The sequence below is a fragment of the Catenulispora sp. GAS73 genome (assembly GCF_041262085.1).
In the GTDB taxonomy this organism is placed as follows: Bacteria; Actinomycetota; Actinomycetes; order Streptomycetales; family Catenulisporaceae; genus Catenulispora.
Window position 1 is genome coordinate 306,970 of sequence record NZ_JBGCCM010000004.1, and the last position, 19,728, is coordinate 326,697.

Annotated in this window: 18 protein-coding genes; 4 read left to right on the plus strand and 14 right to left on the minus strand. The window is 70.9% G+C overall.

What is annotated here, in order from left to right; genetic code table 11:
• Positions 1-3: 3 nt before the first annotated feature.
• The 10 genes from ABH935_RS08175 to ABH935_RS08220 all read right to left on the minus strand — a co-directional run bounded on the left by ABH935_RS08175 (position 4) and on the right by ABH935_RS08220 (position 7,728).
• Complete coding sequence (locus ABH935_RS08175) at positions 4-303, minus strand: HypC/HybG/HupF family hydrogenase formation chaperone (protein ID WP_370377177.1); 300 nt, start codon at positions 301-303, stop codon at positions 4-6.
• Positions 300-575, minus strand: coding sequence for a HypC/HybG/HupF family hydrogenase formation chaperone (locus ABH935_RS08180; protein WP_370377178.1), 276 nt, complete (start codon positions 573-575; stop codon positions 300-302). The genes ABH935_RS08175 and ABH935_RS08180 overlap by 4 nt, the downstream gene beginning before the upstream one ends.
• 3 nt (positions 576-578) lie before the next feature.
• Positions 579-920, minus strand: coding sequence for a hydrogenase maturation nickel metallochaperone HypA (locus ABH935_RS08185; RefSeq protein WP_370377179.1), 342 nt, complete (start codon positions 918-920; stop codon positions 579-581).
• Positions 921-1,042: 122 nt separating this feature from the next.
• A complete protein-coding gene (locus ABH935_RS08190; protein ID WP_370377180.1) occupies positions 1,043-1,537 on the minus strand; it encodes a hydrogenase maturation protease in 495 nt (164 codons plus the stop codon).
• Positions 1,534-2,937 carry a hypothetical protein gene (locus ABH935_RS08195; RefSeq protein ID WP_370377181.1) on the minus strand — a complete coding sequence of 468 codons (1,404 nt, stop codon included), beginning with the start codon at positions 2,935-2,937 and terminating at the stop codon, positions 1,534-1,536. The genes ABH935_RS08190 and ABH935_RS08195 overlap by 4 nt, the downstream gene beginning before the upstream one ends.
• A complete protein-coding gene (locus ABH935_RS08200) occupies positions 2,934-3,578 on the minus strand; it encodes a DUF6084 family protein (RefSeq protein WP_370377182.1) in 645 nt (214 codons plus the stop codon). Before ABH935_RS08200 ends, ABH935_RS08195 begins: the two co-directional genes overlap by 4 nt.
• Positions 3,579-3,580: 2 nt before the next feature.
• The gene (locus tag ABH935_RS08205) at positions 3,581-4,225 is read right to left on the minus strand and encodes a DUF5947 family protein (protein WP_370377183.1); all 645 of its coding nucleotides are present in this window, start codon (positions 4,223-4,225) and stop codon (positions 3,581-3,583) included.
• Entirely contained in the window at positions 4,222-4,785 is a 564-nt protein-coding gene (locus tag ABH935_RS08210) for a NifU family protein (protein ID WP_370377184.1), read from the minus strand. The genes ABH935_RS08205 and ABH935_RS08210 overlap by 4 nt, the downstream gene beginning before the upstream one ends.
• A complete protein-coding gene (locus tag ABH935_RS08215; RefSeq protein WP_370377185.1) occupies positions 4,782-6,566 on the minus strand; it encodes a nickel-dependent hydrogenase large subunit in 1,785 nt (594 codons plus the stop codon). The genes ABH935_RS08210 and ABH935_RS08215 overlap by 4 nt, the downstream gene beginning before the upstream one ends.
• Positions 6,567-6,672: 106 nt before the next feature.
• The gene (locus ABH935_RS08220; protein WP_370352636.1) at positions 6,673-7,728 is read right to left on the minus strand and encodes a hydrogenase expression protein HypE; all 1,056 of its coding nucleotides are present in this window, start codon (positions 7,726-7,728) and stop codon (positions 6,673-6,675) included.
• 99 nt (positions 7,729-7,827) lie between these two features.
• On the opposite strand from ABH935_RS08220, the gene hypF reads away from it, so the two are divergent.
• On the plus strand, positions 7,828-10,155 hold the full coding sequence (hypF, locus tag ABH935_RS08225; protein ID WP_370377186.1) for a carbamoyltransferase HypF: 2,328 nt from the start codon (positions 7,828-7,830) through the stop codon (positions 10,153-10,155).
• Positions 10,156-10,162: 7 nt separating this feature from the next.
• Here hypF and ABH935_RS08230 read toward each other — a convergent pair whose 3' ends face one another.
• A complete protein-coding gene (locus ABH935_RS08230) occupies positions 10,163-11,461 on the minus strand; it encodes an SIS domain-containing protein (RefSeq protein ID WP_370377187.1) in 1,299 nt (432 codons plus the stop codon).
• Positions 11,462-11,495: 34 nt separating this feature from the next.
• On the minus strand, positions 11,496-12,746 hold the full coding sequence (locus ABH935_RS08235) for a serine hydrolase domain-containing protein (protein ID WP_370377188.1): 1,251 nt from the start codon (positions 12,744-12,746) through the stop codon (positions 11,496-11,498).
• 178 nt (positions 12,747-12,924) lie between these two features.
• Here ABH935_RS08235 and ABH935_RS08240 point away from each other — a divergent pair, with 178 nt between their 5' ends.
• Positions 12,925-14,469: a sensor histidine kinase gene (locus ABH935_RS08240; protein ID WP_370377189.1), complete on the plus strand. Its 1,545-nt coding sequence runs from the start codon at positions 12,925-12,927 to the stop codon at positions 14,467-14,469.
• On the opposite strand, the gene ABH935_RS08245 is transcribed toward ABH935_RS08240, so the two are convergent.
• Complete coding sequence (locus ABH935_RS08245) at positions 14,400-15,152, minus strand: response regulator transcription factor (protein WP_370377280.1); 753 nt, start codon at positions 15,150-15,152, stop codon at positions 14,400-14,402. The genes ABH935_RS08240 and ABH935_RS08245 overlap by 70 nt on opposite strands.
• A 153-nt stretch (positions 15,153-15,305) precedes the next feature.
• Here ABH935_RS08245 and ABH935_RS08250 point away from each other — a divergent pair, with 153 nt between their 5' ends.
• A complete protein-coding gene (locus tag ABH935_RS08250) occupies positions 15,306-17,765 on the plus strand; it encodes a CoA transferase (RefSeq protein ID WP_370377190.1) in 2,460 nt (819 codons plus the stop codon).
• Complete coding sequence (locus ABH935_RS08255; RefSeq protein WP_370377191.1) at positions 17,762-18,874, plus strand: bile acid:sodium symporter family protein; 1,113 nt, start codon at positions 17,762-17,764, stop codon at positions 18,872-18,874. Before ABH935_RS08250 ends, ABH935_RS08255 begins: the two co-directional genes overlap by 4 nt.
• Here the strand turns inward: ABH935_RS08255 and ABH935_RS08260 are convergent.
• Positions 18,834-19,727 (minus strand): hypothetical protein, encoded by an 894-nt coding sequence (locus ABH935_RS08260; protein ID WP_370377192.1) that lies wholly within the window; start codon positions 19,725-19,727, stop codon positions 18,834-18,836. The two genes, ABH935_RS08255 and ABH935_RS08260, sit on opposite strands and share 41 nt — an antisense overlap.
• Position 19,728 lies beyond the last annotated feature (1 nt).

Below are 19,728 nucleotides of genomic sequence, written 5' to 3' on the forward strand. Positions count from 1 at the left end.
TTGTCAGACTTCGGACACGGGCTCGGCGGGTTCGGCAGGTTCGGCGAATTCTGCGGGCGCGGCCGGCAGCAGCTCGATGGCGACCCCGGCGTGCACCAGCACGCGGTCGCCGACGTCGACCGGGCCGACGAACTCCAACGCGACGCTCTCCTCGCGGCCGTCTTTGTCGCGGCAGCGCGCGTCGCTCCCGGCGACGGAGACGACAGTCAGCGGCACCGCGACATCGCCGCAGGTGATGCACTCGCCGTCGGTGGAGCACGCCGTGAGATCGGCAGCACCGTCGTCGACCCGCCCCGCGCTCACACCGGATCCGATTCCGCCACGGCCTGCAACTCCTCGTCGAAGGCCTGGCCCATCATCTCCAGCACGGCCAGCGCCTCGGCCGCCTCCCGCTCGTCCACCTTGGACATCGCGAAGCCGACATGGATCAGCACCCAGTCGCCGGGGGCCAGCGCGCCCCGGTCCAGCAGCCCGATGTTGATCTTCCGCTTGACGCCGACCACGTCGATCACGGCCAGCTGCTCATCGGTGTCCGGCAGGATCTCGGCGACCTGCCCGGGGATGGCCAGGCACACGGCTCAACGGTCCTTTCGGAACTCGACCCACTGCAGCACCAGCTCGTCGCCGCCCTCGGTGGCGACGTCCGTGCTGTGGCAGTCCGGGCAGGTCGGCGCGGCCTCGGCGGCCTCGAACGAGGCCGGGCACGCCGCGCACGTGGCGCGCACCGGCGAGATCTGCACCTCGGTCTGCGCCTCGGCCGCGACCCCGCCGTCGGCCACCAGCTGGAAGGACTGCTCGAACGCGGCGGGGGAGATCCGGTGCAGGGTCCCGACCAGCACGCCGATCCGGGCTACCGGCCGTCCCTCGGCGCGGCGTTCCACGGCCTCCAGAACGCCGGTGCAGTAACCGATCTCGTGCATGTCACATGCTCCGCATCTTCAGGTAGCGCATGACGTCCGGGAGCGAGCGCACCGCCAGAACCGAGGCGGCCACGCCGATCGCGGTCAGAGCTGTCGCGCTCAGCACACCGAGTAGCTTCATGTCACACACCTTTCGCGGTGCTCGGCTGTTGTACCGGTTTGGCGGAGATAAGCACCCGGATGGCAGACAGCGCGGTGTCCACGGCCGCGGCGACCTCCGGGCTCAGCCCGATGCCCTCGTCGACGTCGCGCGGTTCGCAGCCGACCACGTGCGTACGCGGCGGCAGCCGGCCGCCGAGCGTGCCGAGGCTGGCCAGGACCGAGACCGGGTTCATGCCGTGCGCGTCGAACTCGCCGTCGCCGAGGTCGGCCTCGCCGACTTCCAGGACGGTGACGTCCCCGGGCGCGCCGCCGTGCGGCAGCGCGTCGACGAGCACCAGGGCGTCGTAGCCGTCGAGGAGGTCGAAGGCCAGGTGCATGCCGCGGATGCCGTAGTCGACCACGGTCACGCCCTCGGGCAGCGGCTCAGCGGCCAGCCGCCGGGCGGCCTCGGAGCCGAAGCCGTCGTCGCCGAGGAAGACGTTGCCGATACCGGCCACCAGGACGCGCGGGCTCATCGCAGGGGTTCCAGTTCGTCGGGGGCGAAGTAGTGGTAGCGGCCGTACCAGGCGTGCAGGTCGTTGCCGGGGTCGGCGTCGAGGGTGACCGCGACGTGTGTGCCGCCGTCGACGTCGTGCAGGACGGCGGTCACGGTGGCGTTCTGTCCTTCGAGGAACATGTCCTGGGCGTCGGCGCGGCGCATGGGGCGCAGGCGCACGCTGCTGCCTTTGCGCACGGTGACGCCGGCGACGAGGACGGTGTCGTGCTCGGGGGCTACCGAGGCGTCGGCGGCCGGGTCCCACCAGGGGGTGTCGGTGCTGATGGTGGCGTCCGCGGAGTCGCGCACCGTCCCGTGCAGTCCGGCGAGCGCCTCGTCGGACATGGTGTCGCAGCGGTCGATGATCTCGGCGGCCCGCGGATCGGTGCCCCGGGCCTGGGCCTTCTCGTCGTCGGTCAGGGTCCGCACGCGCAGCGCCAGCATCTCGTCGATCTCCGTGGCGTCGAAGAAGTCCCCGGCGCTCTCCGGCGCGACGCTGGGCCGGTCGGACAGGATGATCGGCGACACCAGCGCCATGTCGTCCGGGCCGCCTTCGGCCCCGAGCAGCACCGGCCACCAGCGGTACTGCTCACACGCCGCCGAAGCGTCGGCGGCCCACGGCGGGGCATCGGTCGGCGACAGGAACCGGCCGCCATGGGCGCGGACCACGAGGTGAGCCCCGGCGAAGGAGGCGCGCGCGGCGATATCCCGGGCGGCGGTGCGGGGGGCCTGGCCTGCCTGGCCTGCCTCGGCGGCCGAGGCGGGGTCCCAGCGCCCCAGGTTCTCTACCTCGATGTCGACCGCCACGAGCGGCTGCTCCGCGTCGATGCTCCGCACCGTGACGCGCACCTGCGCGCTCAGCGGCTCGCGCGTGCGCACCAGACGTCCGGCGAGTCGGCCGGCGTCGTACAGCAGCTCGGTCTCCTCCCCGCCCGCGATCGCGATGGGGAACACCGCGTCGTCCGTGATACCGGCGATCGGCACCTCGCGGACGATCGCCTCGTGCCAGGGCACCCACTGCGCGTCGTGGATGTGCAGGGCATGGACCGGTTCGAACCCTGATCCGGTCGCCCGCTCGACGGCCCGGAACTGCGGGTGCAGGAAGCGCAATGTCAGGTCGATCCCGAACTCCGCCCCGGGCTGCACCTCCGGCGCGACCAGCAGCGAGGTCCGCGCGCCCGATTCCTCGCCGACCCCCGCCTCGACCGCGCCGACCGGCCCGAGCATCCCGAACTGCCAGCGGAGCTGGTTCTTCGCCGACGTCGACCGGTACGGATACAGGATGTAGCCCTCGAACAGGATCGCGTCGGCCACGCGGCGCGCGTCGGCCAGGCGCGGTTCGTCCCGGGGCGGGGCGGCCGTGGGGGTGTGGCCGGTCATCGCGAAGCCTCCAGTTCCTCGGCCGGCAGCAGCTCGGCGAACACCCGGTCCCAGCCGATCAAGCCACGCTCGGTCCGGTACCTGCCGAGCCGCCGCAACGTCTCGCGGTCCAGGCGGATCCAGCCGCTGTTCGGGAAATGGGCGTCCATCAGCTCGCGCCACACGCGGATCGGCATGCGGTGTCCGGCCTCCAGATGCCAGGGGATCTGCTCCACGCCGAAGCCGGACTCGCCGCGCGTGAAGACCGTGCCGCTGAACTGCAGGCTCAGCGGGACGTCGCCGTCGCCGAGCGCCTGGAGGTACTTGGCCGCGGCCACCTCGAAGTCGTACGTGCACGGCAGAGGCAGATCGACATCGACCGCCTCCGTGAACCCCGGCACCATCACAGAGGTCTGCGTCCACAACAGGGGCTTGAGAGTCTCGCCCCACCGGGACGCGACACCGAACAGGTCCGCCAGGTCGGTCTTCTCCACCGGCTCGTAGGCGCGGCGCTGCGGCTCGATCCGGACCTGGCAGCGGAGCGCGATCGCGTGAATGCGTGCGCCGGTGGCCTTGGTGATGCGCAGGCGCACGGCCAGGTTCGGCGCGGCGGCGTACGGCTCGGGCTTGATGTCCAGGACAGTGAAAGCGAGTTCGGACACTGCTACCACACCGCCTTGCGTTCGACAGTCTTGCCCTCGACATCAGCGAAGAATTCCGCGACACGGGCATGAGCCTCGGGACCGCCGTCGAACCCGCGCCACAGCGTCCGCATCTGCCCCACCAGCGCGTAGCACACGTCGATCGGGACGACGAAGCGCTCGAAGCCGCCGTCCTGCGCCCGGATCAGCACCGCCTCCACATCCGGCGCGGCCCCGGCGAACGCCTCCGACACCTCGACCGAGAGGTCCGCCTCCGTGACGCCGGCCGGCCCGGGATAGCAGACGACGGCGCGGTCCTGCCGCGAGTTGCGGAAGACGAACGCCAGGCCGACCGGCACTTCGAGGCTGTCCCACTCGGTACGCGACAACGCAGGGAGCGCGGCGTAGCGCTCGGGCACGGTGCGGTAGGCCAGCGCGGCGTCTGGATACTCGAACAGCAGCGAGCACGGACGGCACGCGCACAGGAGCGCGCGGCTGTCCAGGTTCACGACGTGGCGATGCTCGGGCGGCACCGGCGTCGCGCACAACTCGCAGCGTTCGGGGACTGTCGGCGCCGCATTAGCCGCATTACTGGTCTGCTCTGGCGCGGATCCAGCCGCACGGATACGGCGCAGCACGGCCAGCGGCTCGGCAGTGGCGCGGCTCATGTGCGAACCGTCGCGCGGTTCGGCATCAATGTTTCGAGCGGGATGAAGGCCGGTGCGCCGGACCGAGCAGCTTCGGCTTCGACGTGGACGTCGGCGTCCGGCGCCGCCTCCTCGACAGCCGCGCGCACCAGGTCGACAACCGCCGCCGACCCGCAACCCGACGCGGCGACGCTCACCCGGACCGCCCCGTCGTCCGACACCATCACCGCGGCCTCGGCGCTGTGCCGTTCGAGCCGCAGCGACGCGAGCGCGCGCTCCACTCGCTCCTGAACGCTGTACGGATGCAACCCATGCACCAGCAGCAGGCTGCCTACCAGCCGATCATCCGCGAGCCGTGCGAGCAGGTCGTCGGTCAGCGAGCCGGCGTCGTCGGCGAGGCTGAGCACCCGCTCCAACACCTCGCCGTAGAGGTCCGTGAGCAGACGCACCAGTTCCCGCGCGTCCTCCCGGGCCACCGGACTTTCCGGCGCGCCACCCTCCAGCACCCGCTCCAACCGCTCGCCGACCTCGACCAGCCGGTCCGGCGCCGCACCCGCCGCGCCGTCCTCCCGCGCCGTCACTCCGGCGACGCCATCGTCGGCGTGTGCAGCTTCTGCAGCGTCTTCCCGCCGCCGAGGTACATGTGCACCCCGCACGGCAGACACGGGTCGAAGCTGCGCACGGTGCGCATGATGTCGATGCCCTTGAACGCGTCCCCCTTGTTCTCCTCGAACAACGGCTGGTCCTGCACCGCGTCCTCATACGGTCCGGGCGTCCCGTAGGAGTCACGCGGGCTGGCGTTCCACGGCGTCGGCGGGTAGGGGTGGTAGTTCGCGATCTTCCCGTCCCGGATGACCATGTGGTGCGACAGCACGCCGCGCACCGCCTCGGTGAAGCCGCAGCTGATCGCCTCGTCCGGCACCTCGAACTTCTCCCAGGTCTTGGTGCGTCCGGCGCGGATCTCCTCCAGCGCCTTCTCGGCGAAGTGCAGCGCGCAGGCGGCCGCGTAGGCCTGGAAGTACGTGCGGGCCCGGTTGCGTTCGAGAGTGTTGCTCCACTTCGGGATCTTCCACTCGAACGTGACCGGCGGCTTGAGCGCGGTCTTGGGCAGCTCGATCAGGACGCTGTGACCGGTGGCCTTGACGTACCCGATGTCGACGAGCCCGGACAGCGCCGTGGACCACAGCCGCGCGATCGGCCCGCCGCCGGTGTCCAGCGCCAGGTAGTCCTTGCCGTCGTACCAGCGCGGCGACATCACCCAGCTGTACTTGTCCTCCAGGTCCCGCTTGGCCGGCCGCGGGTTCGTGTGCTGGTTCCACGGATGCCGCGGATCCACCGGGTTGCCCAGCGGGTCGTGGGTGACGAAGACCTCCTGGTCCTTCCAGTCCTCGTAGTACGAGCTGCCCAGCAGGATCCGGATACCGAGGTTGATGTCCACCAGGTCGTTGGTGACCAGCTTGCCGTCGACCACGACGCCCGGCGTGACGAACATCTTGCGACCCCAGTCGCTCATGTCCGCGTAGGAGAAGTTGCAGTACTCCGGGTCCTGGAACGAGCCCCAGCAGCCCAGCAGCGTCCGGCGCAGGCCGACGTTCTCGTACCCGGGCAGCGCCTGGTAGAAGAAGTCGAACAGGTCGTCGTGCATCGGCACGACCGCCTTCATGAACTCCACGTAGCGCATCAGGCGGGACATGTAGTCCGTCATGAGCTGGATGGTCGCGACCGTGCCCACGCCGCCGGCGTACAGCGTCGAGGGGTGGACGTGCCGGCCCTCCATCAGGCAGAACATCTCCCGCGTCGACCGGCTGACCTGCAGCGCCTCGCGGTAGAACTCGCCGCTGAACGGGTTCAGGGCGCGCATGATGTCCGCGATGGTCTTGTAGCCGTGCGCGTCGGCGTGCGGCGCCGGGGTGTTCTCCGCCTTGGCCAGGACCGAGGGGTTGGTCTCCTTGACCATCCGCTCGCAGTAGTCCACGCCGACCAGGTTCTCCTGGAAGATGTTGTGGTCGAACATGTACTCCGCGGCCTCGCCGAGGTTCACGATCCACTCGCCGAGGTGCGGCGGCTTCACGCCGTAGGCCATGTTCTGCGCGTAGCAGGAGCAGGTGGCGTGGTTGTCGCCGCAGATGCCGCAGATGCGGCTGGTGATGAAGTGCGCGTCGCGCGGGTCCTTGCCCTTCATGAACAGGCTGTAGCCGCGGAAGATCGACGAGGTGCTGTGGCATTCCGGCACCGTCATGTTCTTGAAGTCGATCTTCGTGTAGATGCCCAGGCTCCCGACGATCCGGGTGATGGGGTCCCAGGCCATTTCCACGAGGCCGTCGGCGGAGGCTTTGGCGCGCTTGTTCGTGGTGGCGGTCATGCGGTTCGTCCCCTCGGGGGTGGTCCGGGTCTTCGGGATGGAGTCGGGATCTTCGGGATCTTCGTGATCTTCGGGATGGAGTCGTTGCGGAACTCTTGCCGACCGCCTACCAGGTGCGCTTCGCGCCGGTGGTCAGCTTCTCGCCGGTGTGCCGCCACTTCGGCTCGTGGTCGGCGCTGTCCTCGGTGAAGTGGCGCAGCTTGCGGATCACCTTCCCGTAGGCGCCGGAGGCCAGGGTGGACACGGTCGCGCCGGGCGGCTCGTCCATGAACGGCATGAACTTGTCGGGGAAGCCGGGCATCGTGCAGCCGATGCAGATCCCGCCGACGTTCGGGCAGCCGCCGACGCCGTTGATCCAGCCGCGCTTGGGCACGTTGCAGTGCACGACCGGCCCCCAGCAGCCCAGCTTCACCAGGCAGGTCGGGGTGCCGTACTCGCTGGCGAACTGGCCCTGCTCGTAGTAGCCGCCGCGGTCGCAGCCCTCGTGCACGGTCGCGCCGAACAGCCACTGCGGACGCAGCTTGTCGTCCAGCGGGATCATCGGCGCCTGGCCGGTGGCCTGGTACAGCAGGTAGGTGATGGTCTCGCTCAGGTTGTCCGGCTGGATCGGGCAGCCCGGCACGCACACGATCGGGATGTCCGCCTTGGACTTCCAGTCCCAGCCCAGGAAGTCCGGGACGCCCATCGCCCCGGTCGGGTTGCCGGACATCGCGTGGATGCCGCCGTAGGTCGCGCACGTCCCGACCGCGAGCACCACGGTCGCCTTCGGGGCCAGCCGGGTCACCCATTCGGCGGTGGTGATCGGCTGTCCGGTCCGCGGGTCGGTGCCGAACGCGGCCCAGTAGCCCTCGTCCTTGATCGCCTCGTTCGGGATCGAGCCCTCGACCACCAGCACGAACGGCTCCAACTCGCCGCGGTCGGCCTTCCAGAACCACTCCAGGAAGTCGTCCGCGCCGCCGGTCGGGCCGCACTCGTAGTCGATCAGCGGCCAGTGCACGGCCACCTTCGGCAGCCCGGGAAGCGCCCCGAGCGCGATCTCCTCGATGCTCGGCTGGGTGGCCGCCGTCAGGGCGACCGAGTCCCCGTCGCAGCTGAGTCCGGCGTTGATCCAGAGCACGTGGACCAGGGTGTCCTCGGCGAGGACTGCTTCGGCTGTCGGCATGATCGCCTCCGGTTCGCAAAGACGGTCCGTGCCCGGCACGGACCGACGCGAGGTCCAAGCTACGAAGGTTCGGGGTGGTTCGCCCGCTATTGATAGACCATGAGGATCACCGCCGGCGGGGTCGGAAAACCGGAAATGACGCGGATCCGCGTCCGGGTCGAAGGGGTCGTGCAGGGCGTCGGGTTCCGGCCGTTCGTGTACGGCGTGGCCTCCCGCCTGGGCCTGACCGGGTTCGTCGGCAACGACGGCCGGGGCGTGGTGATCGAGGCGGAGGGCGCGGCCGCGGCGCTGGACTGTTTGGTGGACGCGCTGTCCACGCAGGCACCGCCGCTGGCTCGGGTCGAGCGCGTGGAGGTCGAGCGCGTGACCGTCGAGTCGGCCGCCGTCACCGGCCAGGCCGGGTTCACGATCTCCGCCAGCGACCCGTCCGGGTCACGGACCGTGCTGGTGGCCCCGGACACCGCCACCTGCGCCGACTGCCTGTCCGAGATGGCCGATCCCGCAGACCGCCGCCACGCCTACGCGTTCACCAACTGCACCAACTGCGGACCCCGCTACACCATCGTCCGCGAGCTGCCCTATGACCGGCGGGGGACGACGATGGCGGCGTTCACGCTGTGCGAGCCGTGCGAGCGCGAGTATCAGGACCCGCTGGACCGGCGCTTCCACGCGCAGCCCGTCTGCTGCCCCGACTGCGGCCCGCGACTTCGGCTGCTCTCCGCCGACGGCGCACCGCTGACCGGCGAGCCCGTGACCCGCGCCGCCGATCTGCTGACGCGGGGGGCGATCGTCGCGATCAAAGGGCTGGGCGGCTACCACCTCGCGGTCGCCGCCTCGAACGAGCACGCCGTCAGCACCCTGCGGAGCCGCAAGCACCGCGAGGAACGGCCGCTGGCGCTCATGGTGTCCGACGTCGAGGCCGCCCGGCGACTGTGCGTGATCGACGACGTCGAGGAGGCGCTGCTGCTCGACATCGCCAGGCCGATCGTGCTGTTGGAACGCCGTCCCGACGCCCGCATCGCCGCCTCCGTGGCACCCGGCCAACGTGGCCTCGGCGTGCTGCTGCCCTACTCGCCGCTGCACCACCTGCTCGCCGCGGCCCACCCCGAGCCACTGGTGATGACCAGCGGAAATGTGTCCAGCGAGCCCATCGCGTACCGCGACGACGACGCGCTGAACCGCCTCGCGGGCATCGCTGACGCGTTCCTGGTCCACGATCGCGCCATCCACACCCGCGTCGACGACTCCGTGCTGCGCGCCAGCCGGGGAGGACCGCTGCCGATCAGGCGCTCCCGGGGGTTCGCACCGGCGCCGCTGACGCTGCCCTGGGAGTTCCCGCGCCATGTCCTGGCCTGCGGTCCGGAGCTGAAGAACACTTTCTGCCTGGCGCGCGACCGGCACGCTTTCGTTTCGCATCACATCGGCGACCTGGAGAACCACGAGACGCTTCAGTCGTTCACCGAAGGGATCGAACACTTCCGGCGGCTTTTCTCCGTCGCACCGGAAATCGTGGTCCACGATCTGCACCCTGAGTACCTGTCGACCAAGTACGCGCTCGAATGCGACGTCGAGCTGTTGGGCGTCCAGCACCACCACGCCCACATCGCCTCGTGCCTGGCGGACAACGAGGTCGCCGGCCCGGTCATCGGGGTCGCCTTCGACGGGCTCGGCATGGGTACGGACGGCACGTTGTGGGGCGGCGAGTTCCTGGTCGCGGACCTGGCCGGGTTCACGCGCGCCGCGCATCTGGCGCCGGTGGCGATGCCGGGCGGCGCGCGCGCCGTGCGCGAGCCTTGGCGGATGGCCGCCGCGTATCTCGATGCTGCCTTCGGGCTGCAATGGCCCGACACGCCGACCCTGAAAGCGTTCCGTGCCCGGCACGACACCCGGCTCGACCAGGTGCTGAGCATGGCGCGCGCCGGTGTGAACTCGCCTCTGACATCGAGCGCGGGACGGCTGTTCGATGCGGTCGCGGCGCTGGCCGGGGTGCGGGACTCGGTTTCGTACGAGGGCCAGGCGGCGATCGAGTTCGAGCAACTCGCCGACCGCTCCGAGACCGGTCGTTACGTTGCCCGGATCGAGTCGGCGAGCGGTGTGCTGGTCCACGGTTCGGACCTGGTCGCCGCCGCGTTGGCCGACCTCGACGCCGGGGTCGCGGTGCCGGTCGTCGCGGCGCGGTTCCACAACGGTCTGGCGGCGGTGGTCGTCGAGGTCTGCGAACGGCTGCGGGGCGACACCGGGCTGGCCACGGTCGCGTTGTCCGGTGGCGTGTTCCAGAACGTGCTGCTGGTCGAGCGGTGTGTCGCGGGGCTGGAGACCGCCGGGTTCAGGGTTCTGACCCATCGCCGGGTTCCGCCGAACGATGGCGGGATCAGCCTCGGCCAGGCTGCGGTGTGCGGGGCTCGGGACCGGCTGGGCTGCGCGTGATCTGTGACTATGGGTGAGCCAGCTCGGCCTGCACCAGCTCCCACAGCACGTGGTACAGCGTGGTCTGGATTTCCTGGATTCGGTGGACCGAGGCGGAGGGGACCGCGAACAGGTGGTCGACCAGGCCCGGTTCGGCCATCCGGCCGCCGTCGTAGCCGGCGAAGCCGACGGTCGTCATCCCGCTCTTGCGGGCGGCGGCCAGCGCGGCCAGCACGTTGGCCGAGCCGCCGCTGGTGGAGACCGCGACAACGACGTCGCCGGGGCGGCCGACGGCCTGGAGCTGGCGGGCGAAGACCACGTCGAAGCCGATGTCGTTGGACAGTGCCGTGAGCACGGCGGTGTCGTTGGTCAGGCACAGTGCGGGCCGGGCCGTCGCGCTGGGGCCCGGGTCGAGGAAGGTGTGGACGACGTCCTGCGCGTCGGAGCTGCTGCCGCCGTTGCCGAACGCCAGGAGCGTGGCGCCGTCGGCGAAGCCGCGTGCCAGCGCCTTCGCGCAGGCCGCGAGGTTCTGCGCCTCCGCCACTCCGATCGCGCGTCGGAGGTCGACGATCTCGGCGATCTTCGCTCGGGCCGAGGCGGCGACCTCGGCGGTCAGGTCGGGGACGGACGCTTCGCCGGCGTAGAGGAAGGGGTAGAGCCCTGTGATGCCGTCGCTGGCTGGTTCGGGGTTTTGTGCGGGATCGGCGGCGTGCGGCTGCTCCAGGAAGGCGTGCGTCAGCTCCCACAGCAGGTGGTAGAGGGTGACGTGTCCTTCCTTGACTACGCGGGGGTCGTTGGATTGCACGGTGAGGCAGTGGTCTGCCAGTGCGTGCTTGGCGATCGCTCCGCCGGGTTCGCCGCTCTCGGTGCTTCCACCCACCAACGCGACCGTGGTCATGCCGAGCTCGCGCGCGGCAACCAGCGCGCGAGCCATCGCAGGGCACTCGCCGTCCCCTGAGATCCCCAAAGCGATGTCAGCCGGCCGCCCGAGCACCCGCAGCTGGTGTGCGAAGACCTCTTCGAGGCCCACGGAGCTGGCCAGCCCGGTCACCGTCGCCGAGTCCGCTGCCAGCGAGAACGCCGGCAGCGCGCGCTTGCCCACGATCACCGGGTGCACGAACTCGACCGAGACGTGCTGGGCGTCGGTGGCCGCGGTGCCGGTACCGAACACGAGCAGCCGACCGCCGCCCCGGAAGGCTCGCGCCATGGCCAGGCACGTCTCGGCGACGGCGTCGGCCGAGCCGGAGAGCCCGGCGATCGGCTCGGCGCGACGCGCGAAGGCTTCGGAGATGAACTTATCTGTCTTATCCGGCGAATCGGTCACCATGAACATCGACCATAGCGGGATCGACCTGCTTGTCTCAGGACGCGGGGACCGGCTTGCCGAGCATGCTGCACACTGCTGCGTCCGTGAGCTTCTGGTAGGCCGCGGTGGTCTTCGGGTTGGCGACGCCGAAGATCGTGGTCGTGATGATCGAGACGGTGTGCTTCCCGGTCGCGTCGGTGTACGTCTGGCTGAAGTAGCCGGGGGCCTGGCCGTCGTGGCCCCAGACGGTGCCGCAGGGGAAGACGACTTTGCGCAGGCCCAGGCCGTAGCCGTCGCCGTCGGGCTCGGCCGGGTCTTCGGGGACGGTGGTGCGCATTTCCTGGAGCTCGGCCTTCGGCAGCAGCCGGCCGGACATCAGGGCGCTGTCGAACCGGGCCCAGTCCTCGGCTGTGGACACGATGCCGCCCGCCGCCCACAGATCGCTGGGGTTGATCGCGGTGACGTCGACGAAGTCGCCGCGGGCCGGCCCGGCGAAGGAGGTCCCGGCCGGTACGGTTGGCGGCAGGTACGGGGCCAGGTCGGCGGCGTCGGGCTCGTAGCCGTGCGCCAGGCCGGGGTCGTTGTGGTGTGCGCTGGCGAGGTAGGTGTCGTGCAGGCCCAACGGCCGCGCTATGTCGTCCTGGAGCAGGTCGGGCAGGCTGCGGCCGGTGGCCTTCTGGAGGATCAGGCCGAGCGCTATGTAGTTGGTGTTGCTGTAGGAGAACTGCGCGCCAGGTGCGAACAGCGCGGGGTGCGCGACCCCGGCGGCCAGCAACTCCTGTGGGGTCCAGTCATGCGGGTTCTGGCCGATGAACGAGGCCAGGACGGCGGGGTCGTCCAGGTAGTTGTACAGGCCGCTGGTGTGGTTCAGCAGCATCCTGACGGTGATGGCCGAGCCGTTCGGCACCTGCCCCGGCAGCCACTTCTCCACCGGGTCGGTCAATGCGATGCGGTGCTGCGCGACCTGCTGGAGGACGAGGGTCGCGACCATGGTCTTGGTGTTGGAGCCCATGCGGACCCTGTCGTCGGCGTCGAGTCGGCCGTCGGCGCGCGTGAAGGGCGCCTGCCGGGCGATCTCCACCGGCCGCGCTCCGGTGCCGCCGAGGCGCACGACGATTCCGGGCGCGCCGTCGTCCACGACCTGCTGGGCCAGTTTCGTGAGCTGCTTTGTGCCGGCCGGGGTGGGGGTTGCCGCGCCGAATGCGGCGGTCCCGGTCGTGGCGGTCGTCACGGTTGCGGCGGCGGCCAGGATGAGGACCGAGGCGGCGCGGCGACGGTGCTTGACGGTCCGCAAGTACTCGGACATGGCGATGGATCCCTTCGAGAAGACGAGTTCTCAGACAGGTCCAGCGTGTCGTTCACGGGCCCGCGAAACAGTGGGGCCAGACACCCTCCTGCGGGTGTACCTACGTACCGAATTCCTCGCCGCCCCGACACGCGCAGGCTTCTGCGACATACGGGATTTGCCAAGGCAGGATTGCGGTGTGTCGGACGAGAAAACCTGGTGGCGGCCTCGGAGCACCCGGCTGCGCAGCCGGGTGCTGGTGTCGATGGTGGCGGTGACGGCGTGCGGCGTTCTGCTGTTCACGCTCCCGCTGGCTTGGGCGCTGGCGGAGGTCTACCGGTCCGGTGCGGTGGTGATGCTCCAACGCGACGCCGTCTGGGTCGCCGCGGAGGTCGGCGCGCGGCCGGCCTCCGGCGCCGGGGCCCTGGCGGGTCTCGACGAGCTCTCCCACGACGTCGACGTCGCCCTCTACGCGCCGGACGGCCACCGGATCGCCGGGGAGGGGCCTGCGGTCTCGCGGGTCGCCGCGATGGTCCGCCGGGGCGGGTTCCATCAGGGTGTTGAGGCTGGTCATCTAGTGGTCGCAGCGCCGGTCACGCGCGGCGGCCGGGTCGAGGCGGCGGTGCGGGTGTGGATGCCGTGGCACGTCGTGACCGACCGCTGGCGGCGGGCCTGCCTGCTGCTGGCGGGGCTGGGTTCGGTGGTGGTCACGTTGTCGGCGCTGCTGGCCTGGCACCTGGCGCGCCGGGTGGCGATTCCGTTGGAGCGCCTGACCACGGTCGCCCGCGCCCTCGGCGACGGCGACTTCACCATCCAGGCTCCTCGCACCGGGATCCGCGAGGCCGACGTCGCCGGCCAGGCGCTCGCGGCGACGGCGCGCAGGCTCGGCGAGGTGCTGGAGCGCGAGCGGCGGTTCACCACCGCGGTGTCGCACCAGCTGCGCACTCCGCTGACGGCCCTGGTGCTCGGCCTGGAGTCGGCGCAGACGGTGGGGGAGGACGTCCGGCGCGAGGCGGTCGCGACGGCGTTGCGGCGTGCCGAGCACCTGGCCGAGACGGTGGAGGAGCTGCTGCGCCTGGCCCGCGAGACCCACGGAGGCGACGTCGCCGTAGACGCGGCCCACGTAGCCGAACGCGTGGCGGAGCGCTACCGCGCCGCCGCGGCGGAGGCCGGACGGCCGCTGGTGGTGCGGTGTGAGCGGGGGCTTGAGCCGGTGCGCGTCGCGGAGGCGGCGATCGCGCAGATCATGGGCGCCCTGCTGGACAACGCACTCGTCCACGGCCGCGGCGAGATCCGGGTCAGCGTCGTGGATGTCGGCGCCGGCGTGGCGGTGGAGGTCGGCGACGACGGGCCGGGTTTGTGCGGCGGCGATGACGCTGCGCAGGCTTCGCGCGCCGGTGACTATGACATTCCTGGCTCGCGCGGCGGCGGTCACGACGCGCCGGCCTCGCGCGCAGGCGCCGACGAGGGCTCGCCTGCCTCTACTGATAGCTCTCCCACCGCTAACGCTCCTGCCGTTAAAACTCCCGCCGCTAAAACTCTCGCTGCTCACTCTCCCGCCGTGCGCCGCGGGATCGGCCTGCCACTGGCCCGCTCGCTGGCCGAAGCCGAAGGCGGGCGCCTGGTCGTGCGTCGCGCCGGCCCCCGACCGGTGTTCAGCCTCCTGCTGCCGCTTCACCGAGCCACCCCCGACATGACCAGCGTGGCTTCCTCTGCGGGCTTACCCGCCGACGGGAACTCGTAGCGGTACCCGCGCCCGCGCACAGTCGTGATGATCGGCTCCGCGTCCGGGTCCGGCGTGGCGTCGGAGAGCTTCCGGCGCAGGGCCGAGACGTGCACATCGAGCGTCTTCGTGGACCCGAACCAGTGCTCGTCCCACACCTGCGCCATCAGCTCCGTCCGGCTCACCACCGCCCCGGCCTGCTCGGCGAGGATCAGCAAGAGGTCGAACTCCTTCGGGCGCAGCGTCACTTCGTGGCCTGCGACGTGGACGCGCCGGGCGCGGGTGTCGATCCGGACCCGGCCGAGCTGGATGACCGGCAGCCCGGACGTCGCCTGGCGCCGTCGCAGGTGCGCGCGGATCCGGGCCAGGAGCTCGGTGAAGCGGAACGGCTTGGTCAGGTAGTCGTCGGCACCCGCGTCCAGCGCGACGACCACCTCGAACTCCTGAGTCCGCGCGGTCAGCACGACGATGACGCTCTCCACCGGCAGCGTGGCCCGCAGGCGGCGGCACAGCGCCACGCCGTCGACGTCCGGCAGGCCCAGGTCGAGCAGCACCAGGTCCGGCTGGCGGTCGCGGACGTGGGCGATCGCCCCGGCCCCGTCAGTGACCAGGTCCGCGTGGTAGCCGTGGCCGGTGAGCGCCTGGAGCAACTCCTCGGCGATGTCCACGTCGTCCTCGACCACCAGCAGATCAGCGCTCGTCATCGTCATACCGTCTATTACACCGCCAAGCGCCACAATTCCACGCGCGCGCAGAGTTAGGGATCTTTAACCTTCCGCTGAGAATCCCCTCGCAACCCCCTCCGTACCGTGGAGAAAAAGCCCCATCAAAGCCCCCTGAAACCCCCGGGAGACCCCATGAACACGCAGACCACAACCCCGACCGGCCCGCTCGCCGGCCTGCTGGTCCTGGACCTCTCGCACGCACTGGCCGGCCCCCACGCCGCGATGATGCTCGGCGACCTCGGCGCCCGCGTCATCAAGGTCGAGCCACCCGGCGGCGACGAGACCCGCGGCTGGGGACCCCCCTTCGCCCGCCCGCCCGACCCGGCCGCGTCACCGGAGTCGACCTACTTCCTGTCCTGCAACCGCAACAAGGAATCCATCACCGCCGACCTGAAGACCGACCACGGCCGAGACCTCGTCGAGCGCCTGATCCGACGCGCGGACGTGCTGGTCGAGAACTTCCGCCCCGGCGTCCTGGACCGCCTGCACCTCGGTCCCGAGCGACTGCGCGAGCTGAACCCAACCCTGATCGTGCTGTCCATCAGCGGCTTCGGCCACGACGGCCCCCAAGGCGGCCGCCCCGGCTACGACCAGATCGCCCAAGGCGAAGCCGGCCTGATGAGCCTGACCGGCGAACCCGGCACCCCGACCAAGACCGGCGTGCCGATCGCAGACCTCCTAGCGGGCATCTTCGGCGTCTGCGCCACCCTCGCCGCCCTCATCGACCGCCAGAAGACAGGCAGCGGCCGCACCGTACGCACCTCCCTGCTGTCCGCGATCGTCGGCATCCACAGCTTCCAAGGCACCCGCTGGACCGTAGCCGGCCAGACCCCCGAAGCAACCGGCAACCAGCACCCCGCGATCGCCCCCTACGGCCTCTTCCACTGCGCCGACGCCGACATCCAAATCGCCGCCGGCAGCCAGCCCCTATGGCGAGCCCTGGCAACCACCGTAGGCATCAACCCCGACGACCCCCACTACGCCACCAACGCCGACCGAGTCCGCCACCGCACCCAACTCCAAGCCGCCCTACAAACCCGCCTAGCCCAACAAAAAGCCGACCACTGGCTAGACCGCCTCTCAAAAGCCGGCATCCCCGCCGGCCGCATCCGCACCCTCGCCGAGGTCTACACCTGGGACCAGACCCGCCACCAAAACCTGACCACCACCGTCAACCACCCCACCCTCGGCCCCATCACCCTCCCCGCCCCACCCTGGCACTTCGACAACCAGCCCCCCACCCACCACACACCCCCACCAACCCTGGGCCAGCACAACACCCCCATCCGAGCCTGGCTCAGCACCCTCGACGAACACCTCGCGCCCCAACCCGCAGCCCCCACCGCCGAGCATCCGGCTGCCACCCACTCGCCCGCCGACGCCGCCGCGCACGCGCAGCCAACTGCACCGCCCCCGTCGGCCACTGCGCCCCCAACCGCAGCGCCGCCCCCGCCAGCCACCGCGCATCCGGCTGCCAGCGCCATAGCGCACGCGCCGACAACCGCCACGCCGCTCTCGCCGGCTGCCGCACCCCCGACCATCGCACATCCCGCAACCAGCGCTGCAACCCACGCACAGACAGCTGCCGCGCCGCTCTCGCCAGCTGCCGTACCCCCGACCGCCGCACATCCGGCAGCCAGCGCTGAAACCCACGCGCAGACACCTGCCACGCCGCTCTCGCCAGCCGCTGCGCACCTAACTGCTGAACAGCCGACCAGCGCGCACCCGGCTGCGGCACACCCGACTGTCAGCGCCGTAGCGCACGCGCCCACAACCGCCGCGCCGCTCTCGCCGGCTGCCGCACACCTGGCAGCCAGCGTTGCAACCTACGCGCAGGCACCTGCTGCCCCGCTTCTGTCGGCTGCCGCGCACCCAACCGCTGAACAGCCGACCACCGCGCATCCGGCTGCCGCACACCTCGTTGCCGAACATCTGGCCGCAGCGCACGCGCTCACTGCCGCGGCGGCGCCTCAGCCAGCACCCGGGCGCCCGGACGCCGCACACCTGTCCGCCGCACAGCCCTCTGCCGAATACTTGGCCGCCGCGTACCTACCCGCTGCATATCCGACAGCTGCGCATCCCGGCGCTGCTACCCGCACGCGGGCACTTGCCGCATCGCTTCTGCCAGTGGCCGCACAACTGCACGCCGACGCTTCTGCGCGCACACAGACACCTGCCATGCCGCTCCTGCCAGCCTCCGCGCACCAGACTGCGGAACAGCCAGCCGTTGCCGCGCAGCTGGTCGCCGCATCTCCGGCAGTTGAGCACTCGGACACCAGCGTCGCAGGGCACGCTCGGGCCTCTATCGACCCGCCCCTGCCAGCTGCTGCACACTCGGATGCCGCGCATTTGGCCATCGTGAGCCTCGCCGCCGAACAGCTGGCCGCTGCGCACTCGGCCGTTGCGCACCCGCCAGCCGAACAGCCGGTCGCACACCCGGCGGCTGAACAGCCAGCCGTCGCGCGCTCGGCCGCTGGGCACTTGGCCGCCGCGCACCCGCCGGCCGAACAACCAGCCGTCGCGCACTCGCCCGCACCAGGCCTGCCCGCCCCAGACCTGCCCGCACCACACCCAGCGAGCGCGGCCCCATGACCGCCCAGCCCGTATCCGCCCCCTGCGGTCCGCCGAGCCGCGCGTCGAAGGCGGTGGATCCGTACATCCTCGCGCTGCTGGCCTGTGTCGCCCTGGCCGCGGCCTTCCCCGCCACCGGGGCGGCGCGCTACGCGGTGACCCACGCCGCTGATACCGCCGTCGCCCTGCTGTTCTTCCTCTACGGCGCCCGCCTGTCCGCTCAGGAGACGTTCGCCGGGCTGCGCCACTGGCGGCTGCAGACCGCCATCGCCGGCAGCACCTTCGTGCTGTTCCCCGTGCTCGGGCTCGTCCTGTCCCCGGTGCTGAGTGGCCTGGTCGGAGCGCGGCTGGCGACCGGGGTGCTGTTCCTGTGCCTGTTGCCGTCCACGATCCAGTCCTCGATCGCGTTCACCTCGGTCGCACGCGGCAACGTGCCCGCGGCCGTGTGTGCCGGCACCTGTTCCAGCCTGCTCGGCATGGTCCTCACCCCGTTGCTTGCCGCCGGGCTGCTCGGCACTGCGGTGCGGTTCGACGCCGCGCGGCTGGGCGACCTCGCCGGCAGCATTCTGTTGCCGTTTGTCGCCGGGCAGGCCGTTCGCCGCTGGATTGGTGCCGCCCTTGCCAGCTGGCGGCGGCTGCTCGGCTACATCGATCGGGGCTCGATCCTGCTCGTCGTCTACACCGCGTTCAGTCAGGGGGCCGCCGACGGGCTGTGGAACAGCCTCACCCCCGCGCGCCTGCTCACGTTGCTGGCCGTCGACGTCGGCCTGCTGGCCGTGGTGCTGGGCGCGACGTCAGCGGTGGGGCGGCTGCACGTCTTCGAACCCGCGGACCGGATCACCCTGGTCTTTGCGGGCTCGAAGAAGAGCCTCGTCAACGGCATGCCGATGGCGGCGGTGCTGTTCGGGTCGGACGCCGGCTCCGTCGTCCTCCCGATCATGATCTTCCATCAGACGCAGCTGCTCGTCTGCTCCGTCATCGCCAGACACTGGTCGCACGCCCCGCCACCGCCACCGCCACCGCCACCGCGACCGGCGCCGGCACCAACACCGGCGCCGGTCGCGGAGCCGGACCCGGACCCGGCGCCCACTAAGCGTCCCGCTTACGAAACAACGCCGCCCCACCGATAATCGCGATCGCCGCGTAACCGGTGAACACCGCGAACCCAGCCCACGCCGACAGCATCGGCACCGCGTCCCCGCCGAGCTTGTGAGTGCCCCAGATCTGGCTCCCGGCCAGGAACGGGATCCACTTGTCCACATGCACCGCCCAGTCGTGCGGCAGGAACTGCGTCATGATGAAGGTCACGAACAGCAGCGCGATCGCCGCGGTGATGGCCCCGGCGGTGTGCCGCAGCAAGGCGGCCAGCCCGAAAGCGAGCAGGCTGCTCACCGCCAGGTAGAGCCCGCCGCCGATCACCGCCTGCAGTACGTGCGGGGCGCCGAGGGTGGTCGACAGGTGCACGTGGACCGGGGCCGAGGGCACCGGTAGGTCCGGGGAGCCCGGCTTGACCGGTCCGAAGTCCTGAAGTGTGACGTCGTTGAAGAACGTCTGGCCGATGAAGAATGAGGTGAAGCTGCAGAACAGCCCGGTGACCAGCGCCACGAGTGTGAAGACGGTCAGCTTGGCGCCGAACACCACGCCGCGGCGGGGCATCGCCGACAGCGAGGTGCGGATCATGCCGGTGGTGTACTCGCCGGACAGGGTCATCGCGCCGATCACGACGATCACCAGCTGGCCGAACACGATCCCGAACATCGAGTTGCGTACCGGGTCGAAGTTCGGCAGGTCGCCTTGGCCCAGGTGGCCGGACTGGCCCCAGGCGAACAGGGTGCTGATGCCGATGGTGACGATGGCGGTCGCCAGCAGGGTGTAGGTGGTGGAGCGGACCGAGCGGATCTTGGTCCATTCCGAGCGCAGGGCGCCGGGGAAGCCGGCGCGGCCCTTGGCGGGCGGCAGGCCGACGGCGGTCAGAGTGGTCATC

Coding starts and splice junctions, on each gene's coding strand:
- ABH935_RS08185 (WP_370377179.1), bottom strand. CDS start 920: ATGCACGAGATCGGTTACTGCACCGGCGTTCTGGAGGCCGTGGAACGC.
- ABH935_RS08190 (WP_370377180.1), bottom strand. CDS start 1,537: ATGAGCCCGCGCGTCCTGGTGGCCGGTATCGGCAACGTCTTCCTCGGC.
- ABH935_RS08195 (WP_370377181.1), bottom strand. CDS start 2,937: ATGACCGGCCACACCCCCACGGCCGCCCCGCCCCGGGACGAACCGCGC.
- ABH935_RS08205 (WP_370377183.1), bottom strand. CDS start 4,225: ATGAGCCGCGCCACTGCCGAGCCGCTGGCCGTGCTGCGCCGTATCCGT.
- ABH935_RS08215 (WP_370377185.1), bottom strand. CDS start 6,566: ATGACCGCCACCACGAACAAGCGCGCCAAAGCCTCCGCCGACGGCCTC.
- ABH935_RS08220 (WP_370352636.1), bottom strand. CDS start 7,728: ATGCCGACAGCCGAAGCAGTCCTCGCCGAGGACACCCTGGTCCACGTG.
- hypF (WP_370377186.1), top strand. CDS start 7,828: ATGAGGATCACCGCCGGCGGGGTCGGAAAACCGGAAATGACGCGGATC.
- ABH935_RS08230 (WP_370377187.1), bottom strand. CDS start 11,461: ATGGTGACCGATTCGCCGGATAAGACAGATAAGTTCATCTCCGAAGCC.
- ABH935_RS08235 (WP_370377188.1), bottom strand. CDS start 12,746: ATGTCCGAGTACTTGCGGACCGTCAAGCACCGTCGCCGCGCCGCCTCG.
- ABH935_RS08245 (WP_370377280.1), bottom strand. CDS start 15,152: ATGACGAGCGCTGATCTGCTGGTGGTCGAGGACGACGTGGACATCGCC.
- ABH935_RS08250 (WP_370377190.1), top strand. CDS start 15,306: ATGAACACGCAGACCACAACCCCGACCGGCCCGCTCGCCGGCCTGCTG.
- ABH935_RS08255 (WP_370377191.1), top strand. CDS start 17,762: ATGACCGCCCAGCCCGTATCCGCCCCCTGCGGTCCGCCGAGCCGCGCG.
- ABH935_RS08260 (WP_370377192.1), bottom strand. CDS start 19,727: ATGACCACTCTGACCGCCGTCGGCCTGCCGCCCGCCAAGGGCCGCGCC.